This window comes from Aeromonas sp. FDAARGOS 1409, from assembly GCF_019048705.1.
Taxonomy (GTDB): domain Bacteria; phylum Pseudomonadota; class Gammaproteobacteria; order Enterobacterales; family Aeromonadaceae; genus Aeromonas; species Aeromonas sanarellii.
The window spans coordinates 2,562,595-2,584,978 of sequence record NZ_CP077395.1; the positions used below are offsets into that span (position 1 = coordinate 2,562,595).

Sequence of the window (22,384 nt, forward strand, 5' to 3'; positions counted from 1 at the left end):
ATGCCAGCTTGGCTGGGGTACTAGGATTCGAACCTAGGAATGGCGAGATCAAAACCCGCTGCCTTACCGCTTGGCGATACCCCAATCACTGACTTGTTGCAAAGTGGCGAAGAGTGGTGATATGTTCTCGCCCTTGGCGACAAACCCATCCCAGCCTTCCGGCACTTTGGCCAACACCTTCCGAGCAGCCATTTCGTCTTCAAATTGAGCAAAGACGCAGGCGCCAGTGCCCGTCATTCTTGACGGCGCGTATTCTAGCAACCAGCCGAGCGCATTGGCAACCTCGGGGTGGCGCTTTTTCACCAGCAATTCGCAATCGTTTTTCCACTCCCCTTCCAGCAGATTGCCCAGGGTCATCTTGGGGGTGTCGCGAGGCAGTTCCGGATCCTGAAACACGGCCGCCGTTGCCACATGGCAGTCGGGCTTGAGCACCAGATACCAGGCCGCGGGCACCTCGACCGGTTGCAGTCGCTCGCCCACTCCCTCCGCAAACGCGGCCCGGCCGCGCACGAACACCGGCACGTCGGCGCCGAGCTGCACGCCGAGCTGCGCCAGCTCATCCTCGCCGAGGCCCGCCTGCCAGAGATGGTTCAGGGCCACGAGCGTAGTGGCGGCATCGGACGAGCCCCCGCCGATGCCGCCGCCCATGGGCAGCACCTTCTCCAGCCGGATATGGGCGCCCTGGGGGCTCGGCAGCCTGGTTTGCAGCAGGCGGGCGGCGCGGATGATGAGGTTCTGTTCATCGGGCACGCCGGGAATAGCGGGGCTCAGGGTGAGCTGGTCGCTACCCGGGATCACCTCGAACTCCAGCCAGTCCCCGTGGCTGAGGAAGATGAACAGGGTCTGCAGCTCGTGATAGCCGTCCGGGCGGCGGCCGTTGACGTGCAGGAAGAGGTTGAGCTTGGCCGGGGCGGGCCAGCGGAACTGGCCAGGCTTCATCATGGTGCTGTGCTCCTGCGCCATCACTGTGCCAGCGTCCACTGGTTGATCTGCAGCTTGAGGCGGCTCTCCTGACCCGTCATGGTGAGCAGGTGCGGCAGGCGGTAGCCGTCCTGGTCCCGGTAATCGCCGTAGAGGATCTGCCACTGGCCATCGCGCACACTGGCGAGGCTGGCGTCGGGATTGAGCTCGAACTCGGCGTTGCCCGGCAGCCCCTTGATCCACTCCGGCAGCCCGGCCACCGGAATGTGCCAGCCGGTGAGCTGGTAGACGAGCGCCTCGGCATCCTGGCTCTGGTGCAGCCTGCCGTCGTTGTCGAGCAGGGTCACCTCGCCTCCGGTGCGGGAGAGCTCCAGGATATGGGTGCCGATCAGGCTGGTGAGGTTGAGGCGGTAGTCGTCGCCGTTCTGCTGCCAGTTGAGGCGGGCGCTGCCCTTCTGCCGGGCGGTGATGATGGCCATCTTGCCCGACAGCTGCCAGTGGGTGAGGCGCTCGAGGCGGGCGCGCTCCTGTTGCCAGTTGACCTGATCCCGCTGGGGTTGGGTGGTGGTACAGCCCGCCAGCACCAGCAGGCAGGCGAGGGAGAAGATACGCAAGAACAAGGTCGAGCTCCGAACAAAAGGTTTGCCACAGTATACGGGGCGGCCGTATCGCTTTTAAAGACTTACCCTTTCTCGTACAATTGTCGGCCTTTACACCCAGTGCATGAAACGATCATCACCCACCCATGAGTCTGCTTGCCCTCGGAATCAACCACAACACCGCCAGTGTCGCCTTGCGGGAGCGGGTCGCCTTTGGCCCGGACCGCATCGATCGCGCCCTGCGTGAGCTGGTGGAGCAGCCCGGTGTCAGCGAGGCGGTGATCGTCTCCACCTGCAACCGCACCGAGCTTTATTGCAGCCTGGAGCAGGGGCAGGGGGAGCAGGTGCTGCACTGGTTGCAGCGGTTTCACGAGCTGGATGCGGCCGAGGTGGTCTCCGCCATCTACCAGCACTGGGACGAGGAGGCGGTACGCCACCTGATGCGAGTCGCCTGCGGCCTCGACTCCCTGGTGCTCGGGGAGCCGCAGATCCTGGGGCAGATCAAGCAGTCCTACGCCCACGCCCAGCAGGCGGAGGCGGTGAAGGGGTCCCTGGAGCGGTTGTTCCAGAAATCCTTCTCGGTGGCCAAACGGGTACGTACCGACACCGAGATCGGCGCCAGCGCCGTGTCGGTGGCCTTCGCCGCCGTGAGCCTGGCCCGGCGCATCTTCTCCGATCTCTCCCAGACCAAGGTGCTGCTGATAGGGGCCGGCGAGACCATCGAACTGGTGGCCCGTCACCTGCGCGAGCAGAACGTCACCCGCATGATGGTGGCGAACCGCACCCTGCAGCGGGCCCAGCTGCTGGCCGAGGAGTTCGGCGCCCAGGTGATGACCCTGGAGGAGATCCCGGACTACCTGCACGAGGCGGACATCGTCATCAGCTCCACCGCCAGCCCCCTTCCCATCCTCGGCAAGGGCATGGTGGAGCGGGCGCTCAAGGCGCGTCGCTTCAGGCCCATGTTCCTGGTGGACATCGCCGTGCCGCGGGACATCGAGGCCGAGGTGGACGAGCTCTCCGACGCCTACCTCTACACGGTGGACGACCTGCAGGGCATCATCGAGCAGAACCTCGAGACCCGCAAGCGGGCGGCCGCCGAGGCGGAGCTCATCGTCCAGGAAGAGCGCGACGACTTCATGGGCTGGTATCGCAGCCAGCACTCGGTGGATCTCATCCGCGATTACCGTCACCAGTCCCAGCAGGTCGCCGACGAAGAGTTGCAGCGCGCCCTGCTGGCCCTGCAACAGGGCGAGAATGCCGAGCAGGCCCTCAGGGCCATGGCGCACCGCCTCACCAACAAGTTGATCCACGCACCGACCCAGGCCCTGCGCCAGGCCGCCGCCCAGGGGGATGCCCACAAGCTGGCCCAGCTGCGTCAGGTGCTGGGATTGTCACAAGAATCATAGTGTTGGGGCGGCCCCTTGGCCGTCCCGTCCTCCATCGAGAATCCAAGAGTCATGAACCCGTCATTGATCAGAAAGCTGGAAGGCCTCATCGAGCGCCACGAAGAAGTACAGGCCCTGCTCGGCGAGCCCGGGGTGGCCTCGGATCAGGACAGATACCGTGCCCTGACCCGGGAATATGCCCAGCTGGAAGACATAGTCCACGCCTTCCAGCACTTCCGTCAGGCCGAAGAGAACCTCGAAACCACCCGGCTGATGCTGGAGGAGGAGGATGCCGACCTGCGCGAGATGGCGCAGGAGGAGCTGCCGCTCGCCAAGGCGGCCTTCGAGGAGCAGGAGCAGGCGCTGCAGGTGATGCTGCTGCCGCGGGATCCCAAGGATGACAACAACTGCTATCTGGAGATCCGCGCCGGCGCCGGTGGCGACGAGGCGGCCATCTTCGCAGGCGACTTGTTCCGCATGTATTCCCGCTACGCCGAGCGCCAGGGCTGGCGCGTCTCCATCGTCAGCTGCAACGACGGCGAACACGGCGGCTACAAGGAGGTGATCGCCAAGGTGGACGGCGAGCACGTCTACGGCCGCCTCAAGTTCGAGTCCGGCGGCCACCGGGTGCAGCGAGTCCCCGAGACCGAATCCCAGGGCCGGGTGCACACCTCCGCCTGTACCGTGGCCGTGCTGCCGGAAGTGCCGGAAGCCGAGCAGGTGGAGATCAACCCCTCCGAGCTGAAGATCGACACTTTCCGCGCTTCCGGTGCCGGCGGCCAGCACGTCAACAAGACCGACTCCGCCATCCGCATCACCCACCTGCCCACCGGGCTGGTGGTGGAGTGCCAGGACGAGCGCTCCCAGCACAAGAATCGCGCCAAGGCGATGTCGGTGCTCTCCGCCCGCCTGCAGGCGGCCGAGGACGAACGCCACCGCGCCGCCGAGCAGAGTACCCGCCGCAACCTGGTGGGCTCCGGGGATCGCTCCGAGCGCATCCGCACTTACAACTATCCCCAGGGGCGTCTCTCCGAGCACCGGATCAACCTCACCCTGTATCGTCTGGGCGACATCCTGGAAGGGGATCTGGACTGCGTGATCACCCCCCTGGTGCAGGAGTATCAGGCGGATCAGCTCGCCTCCCTGGCCGAGAGCAACTGATGCAGATCCAGCAGGCCCGTGCCCATATCATGGCGACCCTGGCCTCTGGGGAATCCCCCCGTGCCGACGCCGATGCCCTGCTCTGTCATCTGCTGGATTGCCGGCGCAGCTATCTGATGACCTGGCCGGAGCACGAGCTCGATGCCGCCCAGCAGGCGACCCTGGCGGGCTGGCTTGCCCGTCGCCTCAATGGTGAGCCCATTGCCCACCTCATCGGTGAGCGGGAGTTCTGGTCGCTGCCGCTGAAAGTGAGCCCGGCCACCCTGATCCCGCGCCCCGATACCGAGGTGCTGGTGGAACAGGCGCTGGCCCGCCTGCCGGGCGGCCCCTGCGCCCTGCTGGATCTGGGCACAGGGACCGGCGCCATCGCGCTCGCGCTCAAGTCCGAGCGACCGGATGCCGATGTATGGGCGGTGGACCGGATGCCGGAGGCGGCCGCCCTGGCCCGCGCCAACAGCGCCGCGCTGGGCTTGCCCATCATCGTGCGCGACGGCAGCTGGTTTGAGCCGCTCTCGGAGGCCCCGCGCTTTGCGATGATCGTCTCCAACCCGCCCTACATCGACGGGGCGGATCCTCATCTCGACGAGGGGGACGTGCGCTTCGAACCCCGCTCCGCCCTGGTGGCGGACGAGCAGGGGATGGCGGACATCCGCCTCATCGTGGCAGGCGCACCTGCCCACCTGGTTCCCGGTGGCTGGCTCCTGCTGGAGCACGGCTGGGAGCAGGGGGCATTGGTGCGTCAACTCCTGTTGCAGCAAGGCTACGACCAGGTGGAAACCGTGCGCGATTACGGTGATAACGAGCGAGTGACCCTGGGGCGGCTGGCTCGTTGACGATGACGGGCGGGCTCTTCCCGCCCCCGTGCAAGGAAATGTTATGTATGTTGTGCTCAAACATCTGCACCTCGCCCTGATAGCCGGGGCCGTGCTGATGTTTATCCTGCGCTTTTACTGGTTGCAGACCGGCTCCGCCCTGGCAGGGGGCGCCCGCACCCTCAGGGTGAGCGGCTGGCTCAACGGCCTGGTGGTGCTCTCCGGCGTGCTGCTGTGCATGGTGCTGGACCTCAACCCCCTCAACAACGCCATTCCCTGGCTCAGCGAGAAGCTGGCTGCGGTGCTGGTGGTGATGTTTCTGGCCTTGATGGCGCTGCGCCTGGCCCGCAGCAACGGCATCCGCTGGTTTGCCTTCCTGGGCGCCCTGGGGTGGATCTTCTTTATCGCCAAGCTGGCGGTACAAAAGCAGGCCAGCCTGTTCGGTTAGGGATGACGACGATGATACGCGTGGACGAATGGACCGATTTCGAAGCCCATGACATCGCCGAGCTGGCGCTGTCGGTGAGCGACGAGATCCGGGGACAGGGTGGGAGCGGGGAGGCCGAGCTGGCCCGCCTCGACGCCTGGCTGGACGAGGCGATTGCCGAGGGGGACTGCGACGAGGTGCGCCGCCAGCTGTTGCAGGGGTTCTACCAGACCTTAGGGTTTCGCGGCGACTGGCAGGATTACTTCTCGGCGGCCAACTGCGACCTGAACCAGGTGCTGGCAAGGCGCAAGGGGATCCCGGTGAGCCTTGGCATCCTCATCATCCAGCTGGGTCGCAAGATAGGGCTGGATGTGGAGGGGATCTGCTTCCCCGGCCACTTCCTGCTGAGCTTCGCCGGCCTGGAAGGGGAGGTCTATGTGGACCCCTTCAATGGGGACGAGCTGAGCAGGCACCGCATCGAACTGCTGCTGCGCGGCGCCCTCGGCAACCTGGCGAGCCTGAGCGACGACCACCTGCAGCCATCGGGGCAGTGGGAGATCATCGAGCGGTTGCTCAACGTCAGCAAGGGGGCCCTGCTGCGGGAGGAGCGGATGACGGAGGCGCTGCGCTGCAGCGAGCTGCTGCTGCGCATGAAACCCGGCGATCCGCTGGAGACGCGGGATCGGGGCTTCATCTACGAACAGCTCGATTGCCCGCGCTTCGCCGCCGACGATTTCGAGTACTTTATTGAACAATGCCCCGACGATCCCGTGGCCGACGTGCTGAAAACCCAGCTGGCCAGTCTGGATCTGAGCCCCAAGCCACTCCATTGAGGTGGCTGGGAAATCAAGCGGACGAATATCGAGGTCGCCGTGCCCAGGGCACAGCGGCCGGATGTGGATTCAAGCCCCGAGCCCTTTTACCTAAGGAAGCCTGAGATGGAACAGAAGAATATCAAGATCAACCAGATCGACGTCGCCAACGACAAGCCCTTCGTGCTGTTCGGCGGCATGAACGTGCTGGAGTCCCGCGACATGGCGATGGCGGTGTGCGAGAAGTACGTGGAAGTGACCAGCAAGCTGGGCATCCCGTTCGTGTTCAAGGCGAGCTGGGACAAGGCCAACCGCTCCTCCATCCACTCCTATCGTGGCCCGGGTCTGGAAGAGGGGATGAAGATCTTCGAGGAGCTTAAGCGCACCTTCGGCATGCCGGTGATCTCCGACCTGCACGAGCCCCATCAGGCCAAGCCGGTGGCGGAGGTGGTTGACGTCATCCAGCTGCCCGCCTTCCTGGCGCGCCAGACCGATCTGGTGGAGGCCATGGCCCGCACCGGCAACGTCATCAACATCAAGAAGCCGCAGTTCCTGAGCCCGAGCCAGATGAAGAACATCACCGACAAGTTCGAGGAGTGTGGCAACGATCGCCTGATCCTCTGCGAGCGCGGTGCCAACTTCGGCTATGACAACCTGGTGGTGGACATGCTGGGCCTGGGCGTCATGAAGAAGAGCACCGGCGGCTATCCGGTCATCTTTGACGTCACCCACTCCCTGCAGTGCCGTGATCCCCTGGGCGCCGCCTCCGGTGGTCGCCGCGAGCAGGTGACCGAGCTGGCCCGTGCCGGCATGGCGGTGGGCCTGGCCGGTCTCTTTATCGAATCCCACCCGGATCCCAAGGTCGCCCGCTGCGACGGTCCGAGCGCCCTGCCGCTGGAGAAGCTGGAAGGCTTCCTCAAGCAGATGAAGGCCATCGACGATCTGGTCAAGGGCTTCGAGCCCCTCGATACCTCGGTCTGATCCAGGCTTAGGTTGAAAAATGCCCCGCTCCGCGGGGCATTTTTATTTCTTCCGTCTTCACATGGCGCCCCTTCATGGGCATTACGGCAAGGTTGCTGTGGTGTTAATGATGTTAAATGTGTTGTGTGATTGATGTCGCTAAATTGATTCTTATAACGTGTGAAAGTGCCGCCGTCGGAATGGCGAAATGGCATGAACCGGGTGAGAGGAGTGAACTGTCTCGCCGCGGATCCCTGCACGCGTTTTTTGCCATCGCCCGTGTCAATTAATTAACAGGACGTTGAGCATGCACAAGAAAATAGTCAGCAGCCTCTACTTTCAGGTGATATTGGCCATCACCATCGGAATATTGCTGGGGCACTTCTATCCGAGCCTGGGCGCCGATATGAAACCCCTCGGCGATGGTTTCGTGAAGTTGATCAAGATGATCATTGCCCCCGTTATTTTCTGTACCGTGGTGACGGGGATCGCCGGCATGGAGAGCATGAAGGCAGTCGGCAAGACGGGGGCCATCGCGCTCATCTATTTCGAGGTGGTGAGCACCCTGGCGCTGATCATCGGCCTGTGCGTGGTCAACCTGCTGCAACCCGGGGTCGGCATGAACGTGGACCCCTCCTCGCTGGATGCCAGCGCCATCTCCGCCTATGCGGAGCAGGCCCAGTCACAGGGCATCGTCGCCTTCCTGCTGGACGTGATCCCGGCCAGCGTGATCGGCGCCTTTGCCAGCGGCAATATTCTCCAGGTGCTGCTGTTTGCGGTGCTGTTCGGTTTTTCCCTGCATCATATCGGTGAGAAGGGCAAGGCTATTTTCAATATCATCGACGGCTTCTCCCAGGTTATTTTCGGGATCATCAACATGATCATGAAATTGGCACCGGTCGGGGCATTTGGTGCCATGGCGTTTACCATAGGAAAATATGGCATCGGCTCCCTGGTGCAGCTCGGGCAATTGATCGCCAGCTTCTATCTGACCTGTCTGCTGTTTATTTTCCTGGTGCTTGGCAGCATCGCCAAGGCAAATGGCTTCAGCATAGTGCGCTTTATTTCCTACATCCGGGAAGAGCTGCTGATCGTGCTCGGCACTTCCTCATCGGAATCCGTATTGCCGCGCATGCTGGTGAAGATGGAGGCGCTCGGCTGCAAGAAGTCGGTGGTGGGCCTGGTGATCCCGACCGGTTACTCCTTCAACCTGGACGGCACCTCCATCTACCTGACCATGGCCGCCGTCTTCATCGCCCAGGCGACCAACACCCCGCTGGACTTGTTCCATCAGCTCACTCTGCTGGTGGTGCTGCTTATCTCCTCCAAGGGGGCGGCCGGGGTCACGGGCAGCGGCTTCATCGTGCTGGCGGCGACCATCTCGGCGGTGGGACATCTGCCGCTGGCCGGGCTGGCGCTGATCCTCGGGATAGATCGCTTCATGTCGGAGGCCCGCGCCCTGACCAACCTTATCGGCAACGGTGTCGCGACCCTGGTGGTGGCCCGCTACTGCGAACAGCTCGATGAGGAGAAGATGCAGGAGGCTCTGGCGAAACCCGTGGTGGCCAAGCCGGTGGATCTGCGGGGCTGAACCGCTCCTTGAGCGTGGCGGTTACCCATAAAAAAACGGCCCGAGCGGGCCGTTTTTTCATCATTTCGTTACGCAGAGCGACTTACAGGCTCTGGGTGAAGGTACGGGTCACCACGTCACGCTGCTGCTCCGGGGTCAGGGCGTTGAAGCGCACGGCGTAGCCGGAGACGCGGATGGTCAGCTGCGGGTACTTCTCCGGGTTGGCGATGGCGTCTTCCAGGGTTTCGCGGCGCAGCACGTTGACGTTCAGGTGCTGACCCCCCTCCACCACGGGTTCGCTCTGGACCGGCAGCTCACGGTATTCGAACTGACCCAGATCAGACAGGGCTACTTCCTGGTCGGCGGCGAAGCTGTCGCCCTTGGCACAGATGCAGCGAGCCTGTTGCTTCTCTTCGTCCAGCAGCCAGAAAGAGTTCAGCAGTGCGGCGTTGGCGGACTGGGTGATTTGGATGCCCTTGATCATGGTATGACTCCTCATAGGAAAGCGGATTCAACGGTAAGCACATTACCCTGATGTTTTTAAACCACCTCGCGGGAGGAATGATTTAACGGGGCCTTGCCTTACACCTTTACTTCGTTGGGGTCATATATACCATGATGGTAATAATACGAAAATTGATCCATATCAATAAAATCGCGTTTTTCGCGAAAGCAAAGGCATTAATTCATTGAGATTAATCAAAAAGAGATCATTTTTCTGATTTTGTAAGATATATGAATTATGCATTTTTCAATGATTATATCTAGTAATTTAACTACATCTTTGGCCGTTATTTCCCGTCGAGGAGCTGGCCTGAGGTGTGTGCTGGCCGGTGCGGATGCTGGTTCCGGCCCCGGGGCCGGGCACAGCCCCTCCAGGTGGTCATCACTGGGGATAGTCCAGCGGGGGGCAGGCCGGCCCCCTTCTGCTGACCGGGCTGCGGTTGCGTCTTGTCGCCCGGGCCCCTATCCTGAGCCCCTTGCTTCGTTGACCGGGGTGAAGCGGCGCCGGCCTGGACAGAAAGGTGGCGTCGGAGCAGGGGAGGCTGGTGCGCCAGCCTGGGTTGTCGATGTGGATTTGCAGAGAGAGGAGACGGGCGTGCTGACCTGGAAAGATGTGATTGGTTCGGAGAAAGAGCAGGAGTACTTCAAGGCGACCCTGGCGACCGTCAGGGCCGAGCGGGAAGCGGGCAAGGTGATCTATCCTCCGGCGACCGAGGTCTTCAACGCCTTCAAGCTGACCGAGCTGGACGAGGTCAAGGTGGTGATCCTGGGCCAGGATCCCTATCACGGCCCGGATCAGGCCCACGGCCTCTGCTTTTCGGTGCTGCCCGGGGTGCGCACGCCCCCCTCCCTGGTGAACATCTACAAGGAGATGCAGCGGGATCTACCCGGTTTTGTCACACCGGATCACGGTTTTCTGGAGTCCTGGGCCAGGCAGGGGGTGTTGCTGCTCAATACGGTGTTGACGGTACAGGCGGGCATGGCCCACTCCCACGCCCATCTCGGCTGGGAGACCTTCACCGACAGGGTCATCGAGCAGATCAACGCCAGTCGCGAGGGGGTGGTCTTCCTGCTGTGGGGGGCCCACGCCCAGAAGAAGGGCCGCTTCATCGACAGGTCGCGCCACCATGTGCTGAGCGCTCCCCATCCCAGCCCGCTGTCCGCCCATCGCGGCTTCATCGGCTGCGGCCACTTCTCCGAGGCCAACCGCCTGCTCAGCCAGCAGGGGATGAGCCCCATCGACTGGCTCTCGGTCTGCAAGGCGCCGTCCGTGCCGGCCTGATGGCCCTGGTGCCGCCAGGCCGGGGAGCCATGCCGGAGGGGGGTTGTCTGCATCCGACTTGATTGAGTGCAAAGTTCGCGTGATAAATGACCGTATACTCGAGACAGCGTCTTTCTCAATTCAGTGCAAGGAGTGCCCATGTTATCCAGTCTGCATAAGGACCACCTCAACATCGCCAAGCTGCTGACGCTGCTCAAGCAGAAGCTGGCAGCCATTCGCAATGAACAGCCGGTGAGCTATTTCCTGCTTAGGGACGTGGTGGACTACCTCCGGGAAGTGTCCGACAAGTACCACCACCCGAAGGAGGACATGATTTACGACTACTACCTGAAATACCGGGTGGTGGAGGGGGAGGTGGCGAACCGGCTGCACGAGGAGCATGCTCGCCTGCTGGATGCGGGGACCGAACTCAAGGAGATGGTGGAGATGATCCTGATGGATGCGGTGATCCCGCTGGATCAGTTCACCGCCAGGCTGGAGGAGTTCATCGCCCAGCAGGAAGCCCACATGAATTATGAGGAAGGGGTGATCTTCCCCCACCTGCGCGACTCCCTGACCGAGGATGACTGGCGTCACCTGGAGCAGCTCTGGCAGAACCGGGCCATCAATGATCCCCTGTTCGGCGCCGAGGTGAGCCAGCACTTCCGGGCGCTGGCCAAGCAGCTTTCGTTGCCCTCCTGATGCCGCCACACATAAAAACAGCGCCCCGGTTTGACCGGGGCGCTGTTTTTATGTGTGCACTCGTGCGAGTGCGGCACGGACGGGGGTTGTCACAGTTCCAGGTCGTCCGAGCCCTCATAGGCGATGTCGATGGCCTGCAGCTCCTTTTGCAGGCGGTGCTTGTCTTTAAGCGCCTCGATCTCACGCCATTTGCGTTTTTTTCCCGTTGTCCCGCGGCTACGTGAACCCAGCTCAACGACCTCGTCAAAATCGAAGTTGAACATGTCCATGGCTCCCTCCTTGGTTTTATGGTTTTCACCACCCGTATAACACGACGCCTTTGAAAATAAAACGTTTTTATGACGAAGTTGTGACAATCGAAAAGGGGGATAAAAAAACCGGGCTGCCCTTGCGGGAGCCCGGTTTTATCGGCTCAGGACCTGCCTGCCGAAGGTGGCCGGCAAGCGCCTGTTACAGACGGCTGGCCAGCATGGTTTCCAGCTTGCCCTGGTCGACGGCGAACAGGCGGATGCCTTCCCCCAGCTTCTCGACGGCCATGGCGTCCTGGTTCAGTTCCCAGCGGAATTCGGCTTCGGTCATCGGGGTCGGCTTGGGCTTGCGCTCGCCGGTGTAGTCCAGCTTGCGGACCACGGTGCCTTCGGCCTTGCTCAGCTCTTCCAGCAACGCGGGGCCTATGGTCAGGCGGTCGCAGCCGGCCAGCTCCAGGATCTCGCCGGTGTTGCGGAAGCTGGCACCCATCACCACGGTCGGGTAGTCGTGCTGCTTGTAGTAGTCGTAGATGGCGGTGACGGAGACCACGCCCGGATCTTCGCTGGCGGTGTAGTCACGGTTGTGCTTGGCCTTGTACCAGTCGAGGATGCGGCCCACGAAGGGGGAGATCAGGAAGGCGCCGGCTTCGGCACAGGCACGGGCCTGGGCGAAGGAGAACAGCAGGGTCAGGTTGCACTGGATGCCCTCTTTCTCCAGCACCTCGGCGGCACGGATGCCCTCCCAGGTGGAGGCCAGCTTGATCAGGATGCGGTCGTTGCTGATGCCGGCTTCGTTGTAGAGACGGATCAGCTTGCGGGCCTTGGCGATGCTGGCGGCGGTGTCGAAGGAGAGGCGGGCGTCCACTTCGGTGGAGATGCGACCCGGGACGATTTTCAGCACTTCCAGGCCGATGTTGACCGCCAGCTTGTCGCCCGCGTCGATGATTTGCTGTGCCTTGTCCTGGCTCTGGGATTTGGCCCAGTTGATGGCGTCTTCGATCAGCGCCGCGTATTCGGGGATCTCGGATGCCTTCAACACCAGGGAGGGGTTGGTGGTGGCATCGATGGGCTGGTAGCGCTTTATGGCTTCGATATCGCCGGTATCGGCAACTACCGTGGTCAGGGCTTTCAGCTGGGTTAATTTATCGGCCATGGCAAATATCATCTCTTTATGAGGGCGCACTCTCTTGGTGAGGGCGCAGGCTCGGGGGTGGCGGGCGTGAGACGACAGTTCTGAAATAAAATTACAAAATCCCGGCGGCTCAGGCTCAGAAAGGCACGATGGGGGCGACCCATCACCATTGCCTGCCTAATTAATACGGATGCGGCGCTTCCTGCAATAGGGGCCCTTGTATGTGAATCAGCCAGGTGGTGAAAACGCTACCGATGCCTGAAGAAAAGTATTTGATAAAAAACGACTTTTATTGATTTCCCGGCAGCGGGTCAAGGCGTGAGCAGGCGCAGTTTTTTTGGCTGATTGGCAGATCTGAGAAGTGCGTCACATAAATATCATTGTCAGCTACTTGAAATTTAATTACGTGTAAAACGTTTTGCGTTTCAACCCCCTGTCTGCCCCCTCCCGAAGGCAAACGCTTGCCTCTCCTGGGAGCGTCATTTCCCCTCTCCTACCTCCATGGGGCTAATTGCAAAAAGGTTCTCTCTTGGCTCTAATCTTGGGGCCTCGGGAGGGGGAATCAATTTTTGTTGATTTTTTGCGTGCTAAATGAAGCTTTTTTGCACCAAATCGCTCGTTTTTTGTCTTTCCAGTGAGCCTTATCACTATTCTGAACTCCCTCGCTATGCTAGATTCCGCCCCTTCGGCGCAATGCTAATTCGGAAATTGACAGAGAGCGGTCAGCGCAGACTGGCCATGGATGTGATAACAACGAGAGAATTATGGACACCTTGATTGCAATGATTAACGACCTGATGTGGGGAGCCGTGCTCATTTACCTGCTGATCGGGGTCGGACTCTTCTTTACTTTCCGTCTGGGGTTTATCCAGATCCGCCACTTCGGCCACATGTTCTCGGTCTTGCGCAACAGCCGCAAATCCGACAGTGCCGGCATCTCTTCCTTCCAGGCGCTCTGTACCAGCCTGGCCGCCCGCGTGGGCACGGGTAACCTGGCCGGTGTGGCCGTCGCCATCTATCTGGGGGGCCCTGGTGCCGTGTTCTGGATGTGGCTGATCGCCTTCATCGGCATGTCCACCGCCTTCGTCGAGAGCACCCTGGCCCAGCTCTACAAGGTCAAGGACGAGGACGGCAACTACCGGGGCGGTCCCGCCTACTATATGGAGCGCGGCCTCGGCATGCGCTGGATGGGGGTGGTCTTCTCTCTCTGTCTGCTGCTGGCGTTCGGCCTGGTGTTCAACGCGGTGCAGGCCAACTCCATCAGCCTGGCCATGAACGTGGCGTTCGGCATCCCTGACTGGGTGAGCGGTCTGGCCCTGGTGGTGCTCTCCGGCCTCATCATCTTCGGCGGCATTCGCGGTATCGCCCGTTTCGCCGAGCTGGTCGTGCCCTTCATGGCGCTGGCCTACATCCTGATGGCGCTGTTCGTGGTGGTCATGAACATCGGCGAGCTGCCCGGCGTGCTGGCGCTGATCATCAAGTCTGCCTTCGGCATCGAGCAGGCGGGCTCCGGCGCCATGGGCTATGCCATCTCCCAGGCGATGATCAACGGCATCAAGCGCGGCCTCTTCTCCAACGAGGCGGGCATGGGATCTGCCCCCAATGCCGCCGCCACCGCCACCCCCTATCCGCCGCACCCGGCCTCCCAGGGCTATGTGCAGATGCTGGGGGTCTTCCTCGACACCATCGTCATCTGTACCTGTACCGCCGCCATCATACTGATGTCCGGCCAGTTTGAGCCGGGCTCCGGCATCACAGGGGTGGAGCTGACCCAGCGGGCGCTCTCTTCCCAGATCGGTGGCGGTGGCAACATCTTCATCGCGGCGGCCATCTTCTTCTTCGCCTTCACCTCCATAGTCGCGAACTACTCCTATGCCGAGACCAACCTGGTCTTCCTCGAGCACAACCACAAGGGCGGCCTGATGCTGTTCAGGCTGTTCGTGCTGGGCATGGTGATGTTCGGTTCCGTGGGCGAGCTGCCGACCGTCTGGGCCATGGCGGATGTCTCCATGGGGCTGATGGCCATCGTCAACCTCATCGCCATCCTGCTGCTCTCCGGCGTCGCCATCAAGCTGGCCAAGGACTACAACGACCAGCTCAAGCTGGGCCGCGTGCCGACCTTCGATGCCAACAGATACCCCGAGCTGCGCAGTCAGCTGGAAGAGGGGATCTGGGACAACCCGGGCAGAAGCAAACAGGCATGATGATTGCGTGATTGCAGTTGTTTGATAGCAAGAGGGAGCCAGTGGCTCCCTCTTTTTTATGCCAAAGGGCCTGGCCGGCGTCTCCTCAGCGGTCGCGATCCCAGCCGCGGCAGGCCTGGCGCAGCCGTCGTTTCAGCTGGCGCAGGGTGCGTTGTCGCTGCGCCGCCGACAGGGGGGCATAACGCCAGCGCCGGTAGAGCCAGGCTCCCTTTCGCAGCGGCCGCGCCAGGGCGGGTCTGAGGCTGGCGAGCCGTTCGCACCAGCTGGCCAGGCTCTCCCCCGCCAGGGGTTGCCAGCCGTGGCGGGCGGCGCGCCGGCGCAGGGGCTGCCATAGCCGCAGCCGGATCGGGGCTGGGCCGGTCCAGAGCAGCAGGCCGCCCACCAGGCCGGCCACCCCCAGCAGGGCGGCCAGAATAAGCCAGTGGGTATGGCCTAAGAGCCCCGGCCAGCGTTGCCCCAGCCGTTGCCACAGGCTGGCCGCGTCATAGTTGAGCACCCAGCGGGCCCATTGGTAGTCGAGGTTGGCCCCCCACCAGCGCAGCTGGTTGAGCAGGGCCCAGTGGCGATAGCGCTGCAGGGAGAGGGGGTCGGCGGCGGTGAACTCGCCGCCAAGGGCCGCCGGCATGCCCTCCTCGATGCGCCGGGGGGCCACCACGGCTGTGGGATCGAGCCGCTGCCAGCGGTCATTTTCATCCAGATATTCCACCCAGGCATGGGCATCGAACTGGTGCACCTCCAGATAGTTGCCCCTGGGATTCCACTCGCCGCCGAGGTAGCCGGTCACCAGCCGGGCCGGAATGCCGGCCGCCCGCAGCACGAAGGCGGTGGCCGTGGCGTAGTGACCGCAAAAGCCGCGCCGGCTCTCGAACAAGAAGTCATCCACCCCGTCCTGCCCCAGCCGCGGCGGCTGCAGGGTGTAGTAGAAGTCGCCTTCGCGAAATTCGCCGAGCAGGGCGGCGGCCAGCGCCCCGGCCCCCGGATGGCGGGCCTTGAGCCGCAGGGCATAAGCTCGGGCCTTGGGGTTGCCGCCGGCGGGCAGTTGCAGGTTGAGGCGGCGGGCTGCCTGGTTGGCAGGCGGCGCCGTGGCGGCCGTGCTGACCCGGTAGCTGATGCGGCCATCCCCCCTGTCCTGGCGATAGAGGGTGGCGAGGGGACTCAAGGTGACAGGGCCGCTCAGCACCTCGGGGTCGGCCAGGGCCAGGGTCCAGCGGTGGCGCTGAGGTTCGGCGATCACTTGGTAACCGCCGGCGGGCAGCGGCGTCACCGGGCTTGCCGATGGCTGCCCCCGCGTGGGTTGGGACTGCTGCCAGCGGCGCACCTGGTCGCTGAGCAACCAGCGCCGGCCATCGAACAGCTCCTGGCGCATCAGCGGGAAGTAGCGCTCCCCCGGCGGGGGCGGCGCTTCGGCGAAGCTGATGCGAAAGGCCAGCTCGGAGGAGTTGACCAGCTCGCCGATGTCGCCGGGGGCCACCTCTTCAGAGAGGCCGGAAAGAGCCCGGCTGCTGCTCGGCATCTGCCAGAGCGGCGCTAGCCTCGGCAGCAGCAGGAACAGGGTGAGCAGCAGAGGGCCGGCCAGCAGCAGGATGATCCCGGCACTGCGCCACAGCCGTCGGCCGAGGGGCTGCACCGCCGCCAGCAGGGTGGTGACCGCCAGCCAGAGCGCTCCCGCCATCGCCAGGGCCCAGCCCATGCTCTGCCGTTGCACCAGCGCCAGCGCGACGAGAAAGAAGGCGAGCAGCAGCACCTGCTCCACATCCCGCTCCCGGCGCACCTCGACGAGCTTGAGGCCGTAGCCGAGCCAGAGCAGGTTGATGAGGGCCGGCAGGGTGCCCAGCTGGCGCCACTGCCAGACCAGCAGCGCCACGCCGAGCATGGCCAGCAGTGCGAGCATGGTGGCGGGCGGGGGACGCCAGCCCCGCCACAGCATCATGGCCCGCACGCCCAGGGTGAGCAGCGAGACGGCCACGACCCAGAGCTGCAGCTGGGGCCAGAGGGCCGGGATCAGCAACAGTTGCAGCAGGGCGAGGAGCGGCAGCAGGCGCCGGTTATCGAGCAGCATCGGTGTCGGCCTCCTGCGCAGGATCCTCGGCATCGACGCGGGCCAGGGCCAGCCGGCAGCGCTGCAGGAAGGCGGGGTCGCAGCCCGGTCCCTGCATCCGGCCCGCCAGGGTCAGTGTGAAGGGGATGCCCCGCCTGGCATAGTCGCCGCACCACCAGGCGAGCACTGCCAGCCGCTGCTCCAGATCCCGGCCGCCGACCCGCAGCAGGCTGAGGTGGGTATCATCCTGCCCCGGCTCGCAGAACTGTTTCACCAGCAGTCCGCGTCCCTGGGCGAGCTGCTTCCAGGCGACCCGGCTGAGCGGCTCCCCGCCCTGGTGGGCCCGCAGCGTGTCGAAATCCCCCACCGAGGCCGGGGTGGGCTGCCCCCGGCTGCCCGCCGCATCGCTCGAGGCTTCCCCGCGCAGGGGGCCGTACTCGGGGGCCGGGGCGAGCCAGCCCTCCAGCTGCAGGTCCAGCAGGGACCAGCAGCGAAACAGGCCCAGGGGGTAGCGGCTCTCCACCCGCAGCCTCTCCAGCGGCAGGCGTCCGCGCCGGATGCCCTGCACCGGCAGGAGCAGGGGTTGGGGGACCGCATCGGCCTGCGCCAGCCAGAGCCGCCCCTCGTTCAGGGAAAATTGCAGCGCCTGCAGCGGCCGTTCGCTGCGCACCGTGATGGACATGGGCAAGGGGTTGCCCGCCTCACCCAGCACGGCAGGCCCCCCCAGCAGAGACAGTCCCAGCAGGTTGCGGTGGGTGAGCCACATGGTGACCATGAACAGGCTGCCGAGGGCGTAGGCCACCAGCAGCACCAGGTTGTTCTGGTAGTTGGTGCCGAGCAGATAGATGGCCAGCATCACCAGCAGATAGCAGAGGCCGAGCCGGGTAGGCAGGATGAACAGGCTGCGCGAGCCCAGGGTGATCTGGCGTGCCGGCGGGATGCGCCGGGCCAGCCAGCGTCGCTGCCACCTGGCTCTGCGCTGGCGCCAGCTCATCAGGGGCGATCCGGATCGACCCGGGCCAGCAGGCGCTGGCTCAGGGGGCAGGCCTCACCGCGCTGCACCCCGAAGCTGCCCCTGAGCCTGTGCTCGGCCACGTAGGGGAAGACGGCCTGCACATCCTCCACGCTGACGAAGCGGCGACCTGCCACCAGGGCCCAGGCCCGGCTCACCGCCAACAGGGTCTGGGCGGCGCGGGGCGAGAGCGGCTGTGGCAGCTCGGCATCGAAGCGGCTCTGCTGCACCAGGGCCAGCAGGTAGTCGAGGCTGGCATCGGAGAGGTGGATCTGCGCCGCCTCGGCCTGCAGGGCGGCGAGGTCTGCGGCATCCAGCTGGCGCTCGAGGGGGCTGGTCTGACTGGCCCCGCGCAGCAGCCGCCGCTCCGCCTCCGGGGTCGGAAAGCCGAGGGAGAGGCGCACGGCGAAGCGGTCGAGCTGGGATTCCGGCAGGGGATAGGTGCCCGATTGATCCGCCGGGTTCTGGGTGGCGATGACGAAGAAGGGGGAGGGGAGCGGGTGACTCTGTCCTTCGATGCTCACCTTGCCCTCGGCCATGGCCTCCAGCAGGGCGCTCTGCACCTTGGGGCTGGCGCGGTTGATCTCGTCCGCCAGCAGCACCTGGGCGAAGACGGGGCCCGGGTGAAAGCGAAACTGCTGCTGGTGGGCATCAAAGATCTGCAGCCCTAGCAGGTCGGCCGGCAGCAGATCGGCGGTGAACTGCACCCGCCGGCAGTCGAGGCCCAGCACCTGTGCCAGGGCGTGGGCCAGGGTGGTCTTGCCCATGCCGGGCAGATCCTCGATCAGCAGGTGGCCCCGGGCCAGCAGGGTCACCAGCGCTATTTTGAGCTGCAACGGCTTGCCGAGGATCACCTGCTCCAGTGCCGTCAGCAGCCGGGTTATCTGTGGTTGTGTCTGCACGCGCGCCTCCCTCTTCGTTGCCGCCCCTACAGCTTATACGCCAGCCGCCGGGCAAGGGGGGCAAGTCATGGATAACCCATTGAAACTGGGCTATTTGAACGCCGACTTCACATCGGCTTCACAGAGCCTCATATTGCGCACACCTTGCGGGAATAGGCTGGGAGCACTGCCAGGCACCCAGGCAGCACATTCGACTTATGACAAGAGGAGTAGACCCGATGCAACAACGACAATCCATCCTGTGGGGGGCCGTGGCCACCCTGATGTGGGCCGGTCTGGCCCATGCAGGTGAGGCTTCACCGGTCGATCCCCTGCGCCCCGTGGTGGATGCCAGCATCCAGCCGCTGCTCAAGGAGCACAGGATCCCGGGCATGGCGGTGGCCGTGCTCAAGGATGGCAAGGCCCACTATTTCAATTACGGGGTGGCCAACCGGGAGAGCGGGGCCGGCGTCAGCGAGCAGACCCTGTTCGAGATAGGATCCGTGAGCAAGACCCTGACTGCGACCCTGGGGGCCTATGCGGTGGTCAAGGGAGCGATGCAGCTGGATGACAAGGCGAGCCGGCACGCGCCCTGGCTCAAGGGATCCGCCTTTGACAGCATCACCATGGGGGAGCTTGCCACCTACAGCGCCGGAGGCCTGCCACTGCAATTCCCCGAGGAGGTGGATTCATCCGAGAAGATGCGCGCCTACTACCGCCAGTGGGCCCCTGTCTATTCGCCGGGCTCCCATCGCCAGTACTCCAACCCCAGCATAGGGCTGTTCGGCCACCTGGCGGCGAGCAGCCTGAAGCAGCCATTTGCCCAGTTGATGGAGCAGACCCTGCTGCCCGGGCTCGGCATGCACCACACCTATGTCAATGTGCCGAAGCAGGCCATGGCGAGTTATGCCTATGGCTATTCGAAAGAGGACAAGCCCATCCGGGTCAACCCTGGCATGCTGGCGGACGAGGCCTACGGCATCAAGACCAGCTCGGCTGATCTGCTCGCCTTCGTGAAGGCCAACATCGGCGGGGTTGATGACAAGGCGTTGCAGCAGGCCATCTCCCTGACCCACAAAGGGCATTACTCGGTAGGCGGGATGACCCAGGGGCTGGGTTGGGAGAGTTACGCCTATCCCGTCACCGAGCAGACATTGCTGGCGGGCAATTCGGCCAAGGTGATCCTCGAAGCCAATCCGACGGCGGCTCCCCGGGAGTCGGGGAGCCAGGTGCTCTTCAACAAGACCGGCTCGACCAATGGCTTTGGCGCCTATGTGGCCTTCGTGCCGGCCAGGGGGATCGGCATCGTCATGCTGGCCAATCGCAACTACCCCAACGAGGCGCGCATCAAGGCGGCCCACGCCATCCTGGCGCAGTTGGCCGGTTGACAGAAAGAGGGCGGCACATTCGGTGAATGTGCCGCCCTTTTTCTGGTGCTGGGGGAATACCCCCGCTAGTCGTACTGCTCTTCCATCCAGGCCTCGACGATGAGCTGGGCGGAGACGCCATCCACGCTGCCCTTGTCCAGGGCCTTGTAGCCGCCACGCTCGAACAGGCGGGCGCGTGCGTCGGTGGTGGTGAGCCGCTCGTCCTTGAACTCCACCGGCTTGCCGAAGCGGCCGTGCAGGCGGTTGCCAAACTTGCGGGCCCGCACCGTGATCTCCTGATCCGTGCCGTCCATGTTGAGCGGCAATCCCACCACCAGCAGGTCCGGCTGCCACTCCTTGAGCAATTTCTCTATCTCGTCCCAGTTGGGGATGCCGTCGTTGGCCTTGAGGGAACGAAGGGGGCGGGCGCTGCCGGTGATCTCCTGGCCGATGGCGACACCTATGCTCTTGGTGCCGTAATCAAAGCCCATGATGCTGCGTGATGACATGGGGTTCCTTACAACGGAATGAGTAAAAGGGGCCCTTGGGGCCCGCTTGGTACAAGGCTAGCTATGCCCCACCTGGCTGGAGAGGTGCAGGGGATTGACGCCTATGCTGATGGCGACAATGGCCTGCGGCCAGCGTTGGCGGTGCATCAAGGTATCAAACCGCATCAGCTATGCCCCACCTGGCTGGAGAGATGCAGGGGATTGACGCCTATGCTCGCGGCGGCCTGTTGCCAGCGCAGGTGGATGGGTGTGTCGAAGACCAGTTTGGGATTGGGCGGGATCACCAGCCAGGCGCCATCCGCCAGCTCCTGCTCCAGCTGCCCGGCGCTCCAGCCGGCGTAGCCGAGGGCCACCAGCCAGTGGTCCGGGGCTTGGTCGGTGCCCAGGGTCTCGAGGATGTCCTTGGAGGTGGTGACCATCATCTCGTCGCTCACCTGCAGGGTGGAGTTGAAGCCCGGGCGGAAGCTGTGCAGCACGAAGCCGCGATCCCCGTGCACCGGGCCGCCCTGCAGCACCGGCTGCTTCATCTCGGCCGTATCGGGGGGGCTCAGCTTGAGCTTGGTCAGCATGGTGTCCAGGGACATGTCGACCGGAATGTTGACCACCAGGCCCATGGCGCCTTCGCTGCTGTGCTCGCACAGGTAGACCAGGGAGCGCTGGAAATAGGCGTCCGTGAGGCTCGGCATGGCGAGCAGGAAGTGATTTTGCAATGTCTGCATAGAGTGCATAGGACTAATAGTGCAAAGGTAGTTGGGGTGATTATGGCAGTTAGGGGCGGCAGGCAAAACCGCTTTTTGCGACCGGGGAAGGCGGTGGATCGCCCCGGCGCAAGGGGATGAACGGGGCCTTTGAAGACCCCGGTCGGTTTTATTTACCCAGTCGGCGCTCGATGGCATCCATCAGCATGGCGCTGATGTGCACCGGGAAGGCCGCCTCTATCTCGCGGATGCAGGTGGGACTGGTGACGTTAATCTCGGTCAGGCGATCGCCGATGATGTCGAGGCCGACGAAGATGAGCCCCTTCTCCTTGAGGGTCGGGCCCACCGCGCGGGCAATGGCCCAGTCGGCCTCGCTCAGGGGACGGGCCTCGCCACGGCCGCCGGCCGCCAGGTTGCCGCGGGTCTCCCCCTGGGCCGGGATGCGCGCCAGGCAGTAGGGCACCGGCTCGCCGTCCACCACCAGCACCCGCTTGTCCCCCTCCTTGATGGCGGGCAGATAGGTCTGGGCCATGCAGTACTGGCTGCCGTGGGCGGTGAGGGTCTCGATGATGACGCCGACGTTGGCGTCATCCTCCTTCATGCGGAAGATGGAGGCGCCGCCCATGCCGTCCAGGGGCTTGAGGATCACGTCCTTGTGCTCGGCGTGGAAGGCGCGCAGCTTGTCGGCGCGGCGGGTCACCAGCGTGGTCGGGGTGTGCTCGGCAAACCAGGCGGTGTAGAGCTTCTCGTTGGCGTCGCGCAGGCTCTGGGGCTTGTTGACGATGAGGCAGCCCTCGTCCTCGGCCCGCTCCAGCATGTAGGTGGCGTAGATGAACTCGGTGTCGAAGGGGGGATCCTTGCGCATCAGGATCACGTCCAGGGTGGAGAGGGGCTGATCCACCACCTCGCCCAGGGTGAACCAGTGGGCGTAATCATGCCTGACGGTGAGCGGACGCATGGTGCCAAACGCCCGTCCAGCCTCCATGTAGAGATCCTTCATCTCCAGATAGAACAGCTCATAGCCGCGCTTCTGCGCCTCTTCGAGCATGGCGAAGCTGGAGTCCTTCTTGATGTTGATGGACGAGATGGGGTCCATCACGATGCCGAGTTTGATGGTCATCCGAATTTCCTTCTGGTGGCTCGATTGGGTGTGATGACCCCCTCCCTGTCTCCCCCTTCAC

22 protein-coding genes, 1 tRNA gene and 1 pseudogene are annotated in these 22,384 nt (G+C 63.7%); 11 read left to right on the forward strand and 13 right to left on the reverse strand.

The genetic code is table 11. From position 1 onward, the window contains the following. Positions 1-9 precede the first annotated feature (9 nt). The 3 genes from I6L39_RS12225 to lolB all read right to left on the reverse strand — a co-directional run bounded on the left by I6L39_RS12225 (position 10) and on the right by lolB (position 1,541). Positions 10-84 (reverse strand) — tRNA-Gln (locus I6L39_RS12225). Beyond that, entirely contained in the window at positions 64-942 is an 879-nt protein-coding gene (gene ispE / locus I6L39_RS12230) for a 4-(cytidine 5'-diphospho)-2-C-methyl-D-erythritol kinase (protein WP_254203639.1), read from the reverse strand. The genes I6L39_RS12225 and ispE overlap by 21 nt, the downstream gene beginning before the upstream one ends. Before the next feature lie 20 nt (positions 943-962). Next, on the reverse strand, positions 963-1,541 hold the full coding sequence (gene lolB, locus I6L39_RS12235) for a lipoprotein insertase outer membrane protein LolB (protein ID WP_042078064.1): 579 nt from the start codon (positions 1,539-1,541) through the stop codon (positions 963-965). Positions 1,542-1,666: 125 nt separating this feature from the next. Between lolB and hemA the strand changes: the two genes are divergently transcribed. The 7 genes from hemA (at position 1,667) to I6L39_RS12270 (ending at position 8,668) form a co-directional block, all read left to right on the forward strand. Next, positions 1,667-2,926, forward strand: coding sequence for a glutamyl-tRNA reductase (gene hemA, locus I6L39_RS12240; protein WP_042078066.1), 1,260 nt, complete (start codon positions 1,667-1,669; stop codon positions 2,924-2,926). 51 nt (positions 2,927-2,977) lie between these two features. Then, positions 2,978-4,066 (forward strand): peptide chain release factor 1, encoded by a 1,089-nt coding sequence (prfA, locus tag I6L39_RS12245; RefSeq protein ID WP_216989786.1) that lies wholly within the window; start codon positions 2,978-2,980, stop codon positions 4,064-4,066. Further along, the gene (gene prmC / locus I6L39_RS12250; RefSeq protein ID WP_216989787.1) at positions 4,066-4,899 is read left to right on the forward strand and encodes a peptide chain release factor N(5)-glutamine methyltransferase; all 834 of its coding nucleotides are present in this window, start codon (positions 4,066-4,068) and stop codon (positions 4,897-4,899) included. Before prfA ends, prmC begins: the two co-directional genes overlap by 1 nt. Positions 4,900-4,942: 43 nt before the next feature. Then, positions 4,943-5,326 (forward strand): SirB2 family protein, encoded by a 384-nt coding sequence (locus I6L39_RS12255; RefSeq protein WP_216989788.1) that lies wholly within the window; start codon positions 4,943-4,945, stop codon positions 5,324-5,326. A gap of 11 nt (positions 5,327-5,337) precedes the next feature. Next, positions 5,338-6,138, forward strand: coding sequence for a SirB1 family protein (locus I6L39_RS12260; RefSeq protein ID WP_010673852.1), 801 nt, complete (start codon positions 5,338-5,340; stop codon positions 6,136-6,138). Between the two features lie 105 nt (positions 6,139-6,243). After that, the gene (gene kdsA / locus I6L39_RS12265; protein WP_216989789.1) at positions 6,244-7,098 is read left to right on the forward strand and encodes a 3-deoxy-8-phosphooctulonate synthase; all 855 of its coding nucleotides are present in this window, start codon (positions 6,244-6,246) and stop codon (positions 7,096-7,098) included. 286 nt (positions 7,099-7,384) lie between these two features. Next, on the forward strand, positions 7,385-8,668 hold the full coding sequence (locus I6L39_RS12270; protein WP_042078077.1) for a dicarboxylate/amino acid:cation symporter: 1,284 nt from the start codon (positions 7,385-7,387) through the stop codon (positions 8,666-8,668). Between the two features lie 82 nt (positions 8,669-8,750). On the opposite strand, the gene grcA is transcribed toward I6L39_RS12270, so the two are convergent. Further along, positions 8,751-9,131: an autonomous glycyl radical cofactor GrcA gene (grcA, locus tag I6L39_RS12275; protein ID WP_216989790.1), complete on the reverse strand. Its 381-nt coding sequence runs from the start codon at positions 9,129-9,131 to the stop codon at positions 8,751-8,753. Between the two features lie 615 nt (positions 9,132-9,746). On the opposite strand from grcA, the gene ung reads away from it, so the two are divergent. Next, positions 9,747-10,433, forward strand: coding sequence for a uracil-DNA glycosylase (ung, locus tag I6L39_RS12280; RefSeq protein WP_042078084.1), 687 nt, complete (start codon positions 9,747-9,749; stop codon positions 10,431-10,433). Between the two features lie 138 nt (positions 10,434-10,571). Continuing rightward, entirely contained in the window at positions 10,572-11,114 is a 543-nt protein-coding gene (locus I6L39_RS12285; protein WP_216989791.1) for a hemerythrin domain-containing protein, read from the forward strand. Between the two features lie 89 nt (positions 11,115-11,203). On the opposite strand, the gene I6L39_RS12290 is transcribed toward I6L39_RS12285, so the two are convergent. After that, a complete protein-coding gene (locus I6L39_RS12290; protein WP_010673858.1) occupies positions 11,204-11,383 on the reverse strand; it encodes a DUF3545 family protein in 180 nt (59 codons plus the stop codon). Between the two features lie 181 nt (positions 11,384-11,564). After that, positions 11,565-12,515 carry a transaldolase gene (tal, locus tag I6L39_RS12295; RefSeq protein ID WP_209793436.1) on the reverse strand — a complete coding sequence of 317 codons (951 nt, stop codon included), beginning with the start codon at positions 12,513-12,515 and terminating at the stop codon, positions 11,565-11,567. 743 nt (positions 12,516-13,258) lie between these two features. Here tal and I6L39_RS12300 point away from each other — a divergent pair. Then, on the forward strand, positions 13,259-14,698 hold the full coding sequence (locus I6L39_RS12300; RefSeq protein ID WP_042078088.1) for a sodium:alanine symporter family protein: 1,440 nt from the start codon (positions 13,259-13,261) through the stop codon (positions 14,696-14,698). 85 nt (positions 14,699-14,783) lie between these two features. On the opposite strand, the gene I6L39_RS12305 is transcribed toward I6L39_RS12300, so the two are convergent. From I6L39_RS12305 to I6L39_RS12315, 3 genes are read right to left on the reverse strand one after another with little or no spacing between them, the layout of a single operon-like run. Beyond that, the gene (locus I6L39_RS12305; RefSeq protein WP_216989792.1) at positions 14,784-16,757 is read right to left on the reverse strand and encodes a DUF3488 and transglutaminase-like domain-containing protein; all 1,974 of its coding nucleotides are present in this window, start codon (positions 16,755-16,757) and stop codon (positions 14,784-14,786) included. Continuing rightward, on the reverse strand, positions 16,744-17,730 hold the full coding sequence (locus I6L39_RS12310) for a DUF58 domain-containing protein (protein ID WP_216989793.1): 987 nt from the start codon (positions 17,728-17,730) through the stop codon (positions 16,744-16,746). The genes I6L39_RS12305 and I6L39_RS12310 overlap by 14 nt, the downstream gene beginning before the upstream one ends. Continuing rightward, positions 17,730-18,650 carry a MoxR family ATPase gene (locus tag I6L39_RS12315; RefSeq protein ID WP_216989794.1) on the reverse strand — a complete coding sequence of 307 codons (921 nt, stop codon included), beginning with the start codon at positions 18,648-18,650 and terminating at the stop codon, positions 17,730-17,732. Before I6L39_RS12315 ends, I6L39_RS12310 begins: the two co-directional genes overlap by 1 nt. A gap of 218 nt (positions 18,651-18,868) precedes the next feature. Between I6L39_RS12315 and blaMOX the strand changes: the two genes are divergently transcribed. After that, the gene (blaMOX, locus tag I6L39_RS12320) at positions 18,869-20,017 is read left to right on the forward strand and encodes a CMY-1/MOX family class C beta-lactamase (protein ID WP_216989795.1); all 1,149 of its coding nucleotides are present in this window, start codon (positions 18,869-18,871) and stop codon (positions 20,015-20,017) included. A 65-nt stretch (positions 20,018-20,082) separates the two neighbouring features. Here the strand turns inward: blaMOX and ruvX are convergent, their stop codons facing one another. The 4 genes and pseudogenes from ruvX to gshB form a co-directional block, all read right to left on the reverse strand. Further along, positions 20,083-20,505: a Holliday junction resolvase RuvX gene (ruvX, locus tag I6L39_RS12325; RefSeq protein WP_012477381.1), complete on the reverse strand. Its 423-nt coding sequence runs from the start codon at positions 20,503-20,505 to the stop codon at positions 20,083-20,085. Positions 20,506-20,562: 57 nt separating this feature from the next. Next, positions 20,563-20,664 (reverse strand): annotated as a pseudogene (locus I6L39_RS12330) (YqgE/AlgH family protein); the annotation flags it as partial. A 5-nt stretch (positions 20,665-20,669) separates the two neighbouring features. Next, positions 20,670-21,224, reverse strand: a complete 555-nt coding sequence (locus I6L39_RS12335) for a YqgE/AlgH family protein (protein ID WP_041038546.1) — start codon at positions 21,222-21,224, stop codon at positions 20,670-20,672. A gap of 148 nt (positions 21,225-21,372) precedes the next feature. Then, complete coding sequence (gene gshB, locus I6L39_RS12340) at positions 21,373-22,323, reverse strand: glutathione synthase (protein ID WP_216989796.1); 951 nt, start codon at positions 22,321-22,323, stop codon at positions 21,373-21,375. Positions 22,324-22,384: the final 61 nt, after the last annotated feature.

Bases quoted from the DNA above. Each gene is read 5' to 3' on its own strand.
- ispE (WP_254203639.1), bottom strand. From the start codon at position 942: ATGATGAAGCCTGGCCAGTTCCGCTGGCCCGCCCCGGCCAAGCTCAAC.
- ruvX (WP_012477381.1), bottom strand. From the start codon at position 20,505: ATGTCATCACGCAGCATCATGGGCTTTGATTACGGCACCAAGAGCATA.
- I6L39_RS12300 (WP_042078088.1), top strand. From the start codon at position 13,259: ATGGACACCTTGATTGCAATGATTAACGACCTGATGTGGGGAGCCGTG.
- blaMOX (WP_216989795.1), top strand. From the start codon at position 18,869: ATGCAACAACGACAATCCATCCTGTGGGGGGCCGTGGCCACCCTGATG.
- kdsA (WP_216989789.1), top strand. From the start codon at position 6,244: ATGGAACAGAAGAATATCAAGATCAACCAGATCGACGTCGCCAACGAC.
- I6L39_RS12335 (WP_041038546.1), bottom strand. From the start codon at position 21,224: ATGCAGACATTGCAAAATCACTTCCTGCTCGCCATGCCGAGCCTCACG.
- gshB (WP_216989796.1), bottom strand. From the start codon at position 22,323: ATGACCATCAAACTCGGCATCGTGATGGACCCCATCTCGTCCATCAAC.
- I6L39_RS12260 (WP_010673852.1), top strand. From the start codon at position 5,338: ATGATACGCGTGGACGAATGGACCGATTTCGAAGCCCATGACATCGCC.
- I6L39_RS12310 (WP_216989793.1), bottom strand. From the start codon at position 17,730: ATGAGCTGGCGCCAGCGCAGAGCCAGGTGGCAGCGACGCTGGCTGGCC.
- I6L39_RS12270 (WP_042078077.1), top strand. From the start codon at position 7,385: ATGCACAAGAAAATAGTCAGCAGCCTCTACTTTCAGGTGATATTGGCC.
- I6L39_RS12305 (WP_216989792.1), bottom strand. From the start codon at position 16,757: ATGCTGCTCGATAACCGGCGCCTGCTGCCGCTCCTCGCCCTGCTGCAA.
- I6L39_RS12285 (WP_216989791.1), top strand. From the start codon at position 10,572: ATGTTATCCAGTCTGCATAAGGACCACCTCAACATCGCCAAGCTGCTG.
- prmC (WP_216989787.1), top strand. From the start codon at position 4,066: ATGCAGATCCAGCAGGCCCGTGCCCATATCATGGCGACCCTGGCCTCT.
- tal (WP_209793436.1), bottom strand. From the start codon at position 12,515: ATGGCCGATAAATTAACCCAGCTGAAAGCCCTGACCACGGTAGTTGCC.
- prfA (WP_216989786.1), top strand. From the start codon at position 2,978: ATGAACCCGTCATTGATCAGAAAGCTGGAAGGCCTCATCGAGCGCCAC.
- I6L39_RS12290 (WP_010673858.1), bottom strand. From the start codon at position 11,383: ATGGACATGTTCAACTTCGATTTTGACGAGGTCGTTGAGCTGGGTTCA.
- hemA (WP_042078066.1), top strand. From the start codon at position 1,667: ATGAGTCTGCTTGCCCTCGGAATCAACCACAACACCGCCAGTGTCGCC.
- I6L39_RS12255 (WP_216989788.1), top strand. From the start codon at position 4,943: ATGTATGTTGTGCTCAAACATCTGCACCTCGCCCTGATAGCCGGGGCC.
- grcA (WP_216989790.1), bottom strand. From the start codon at position 9,131: ATGATCAAGGGCATCCAAATCACCCAGTCCGCCAACGCCGCACTGCTG.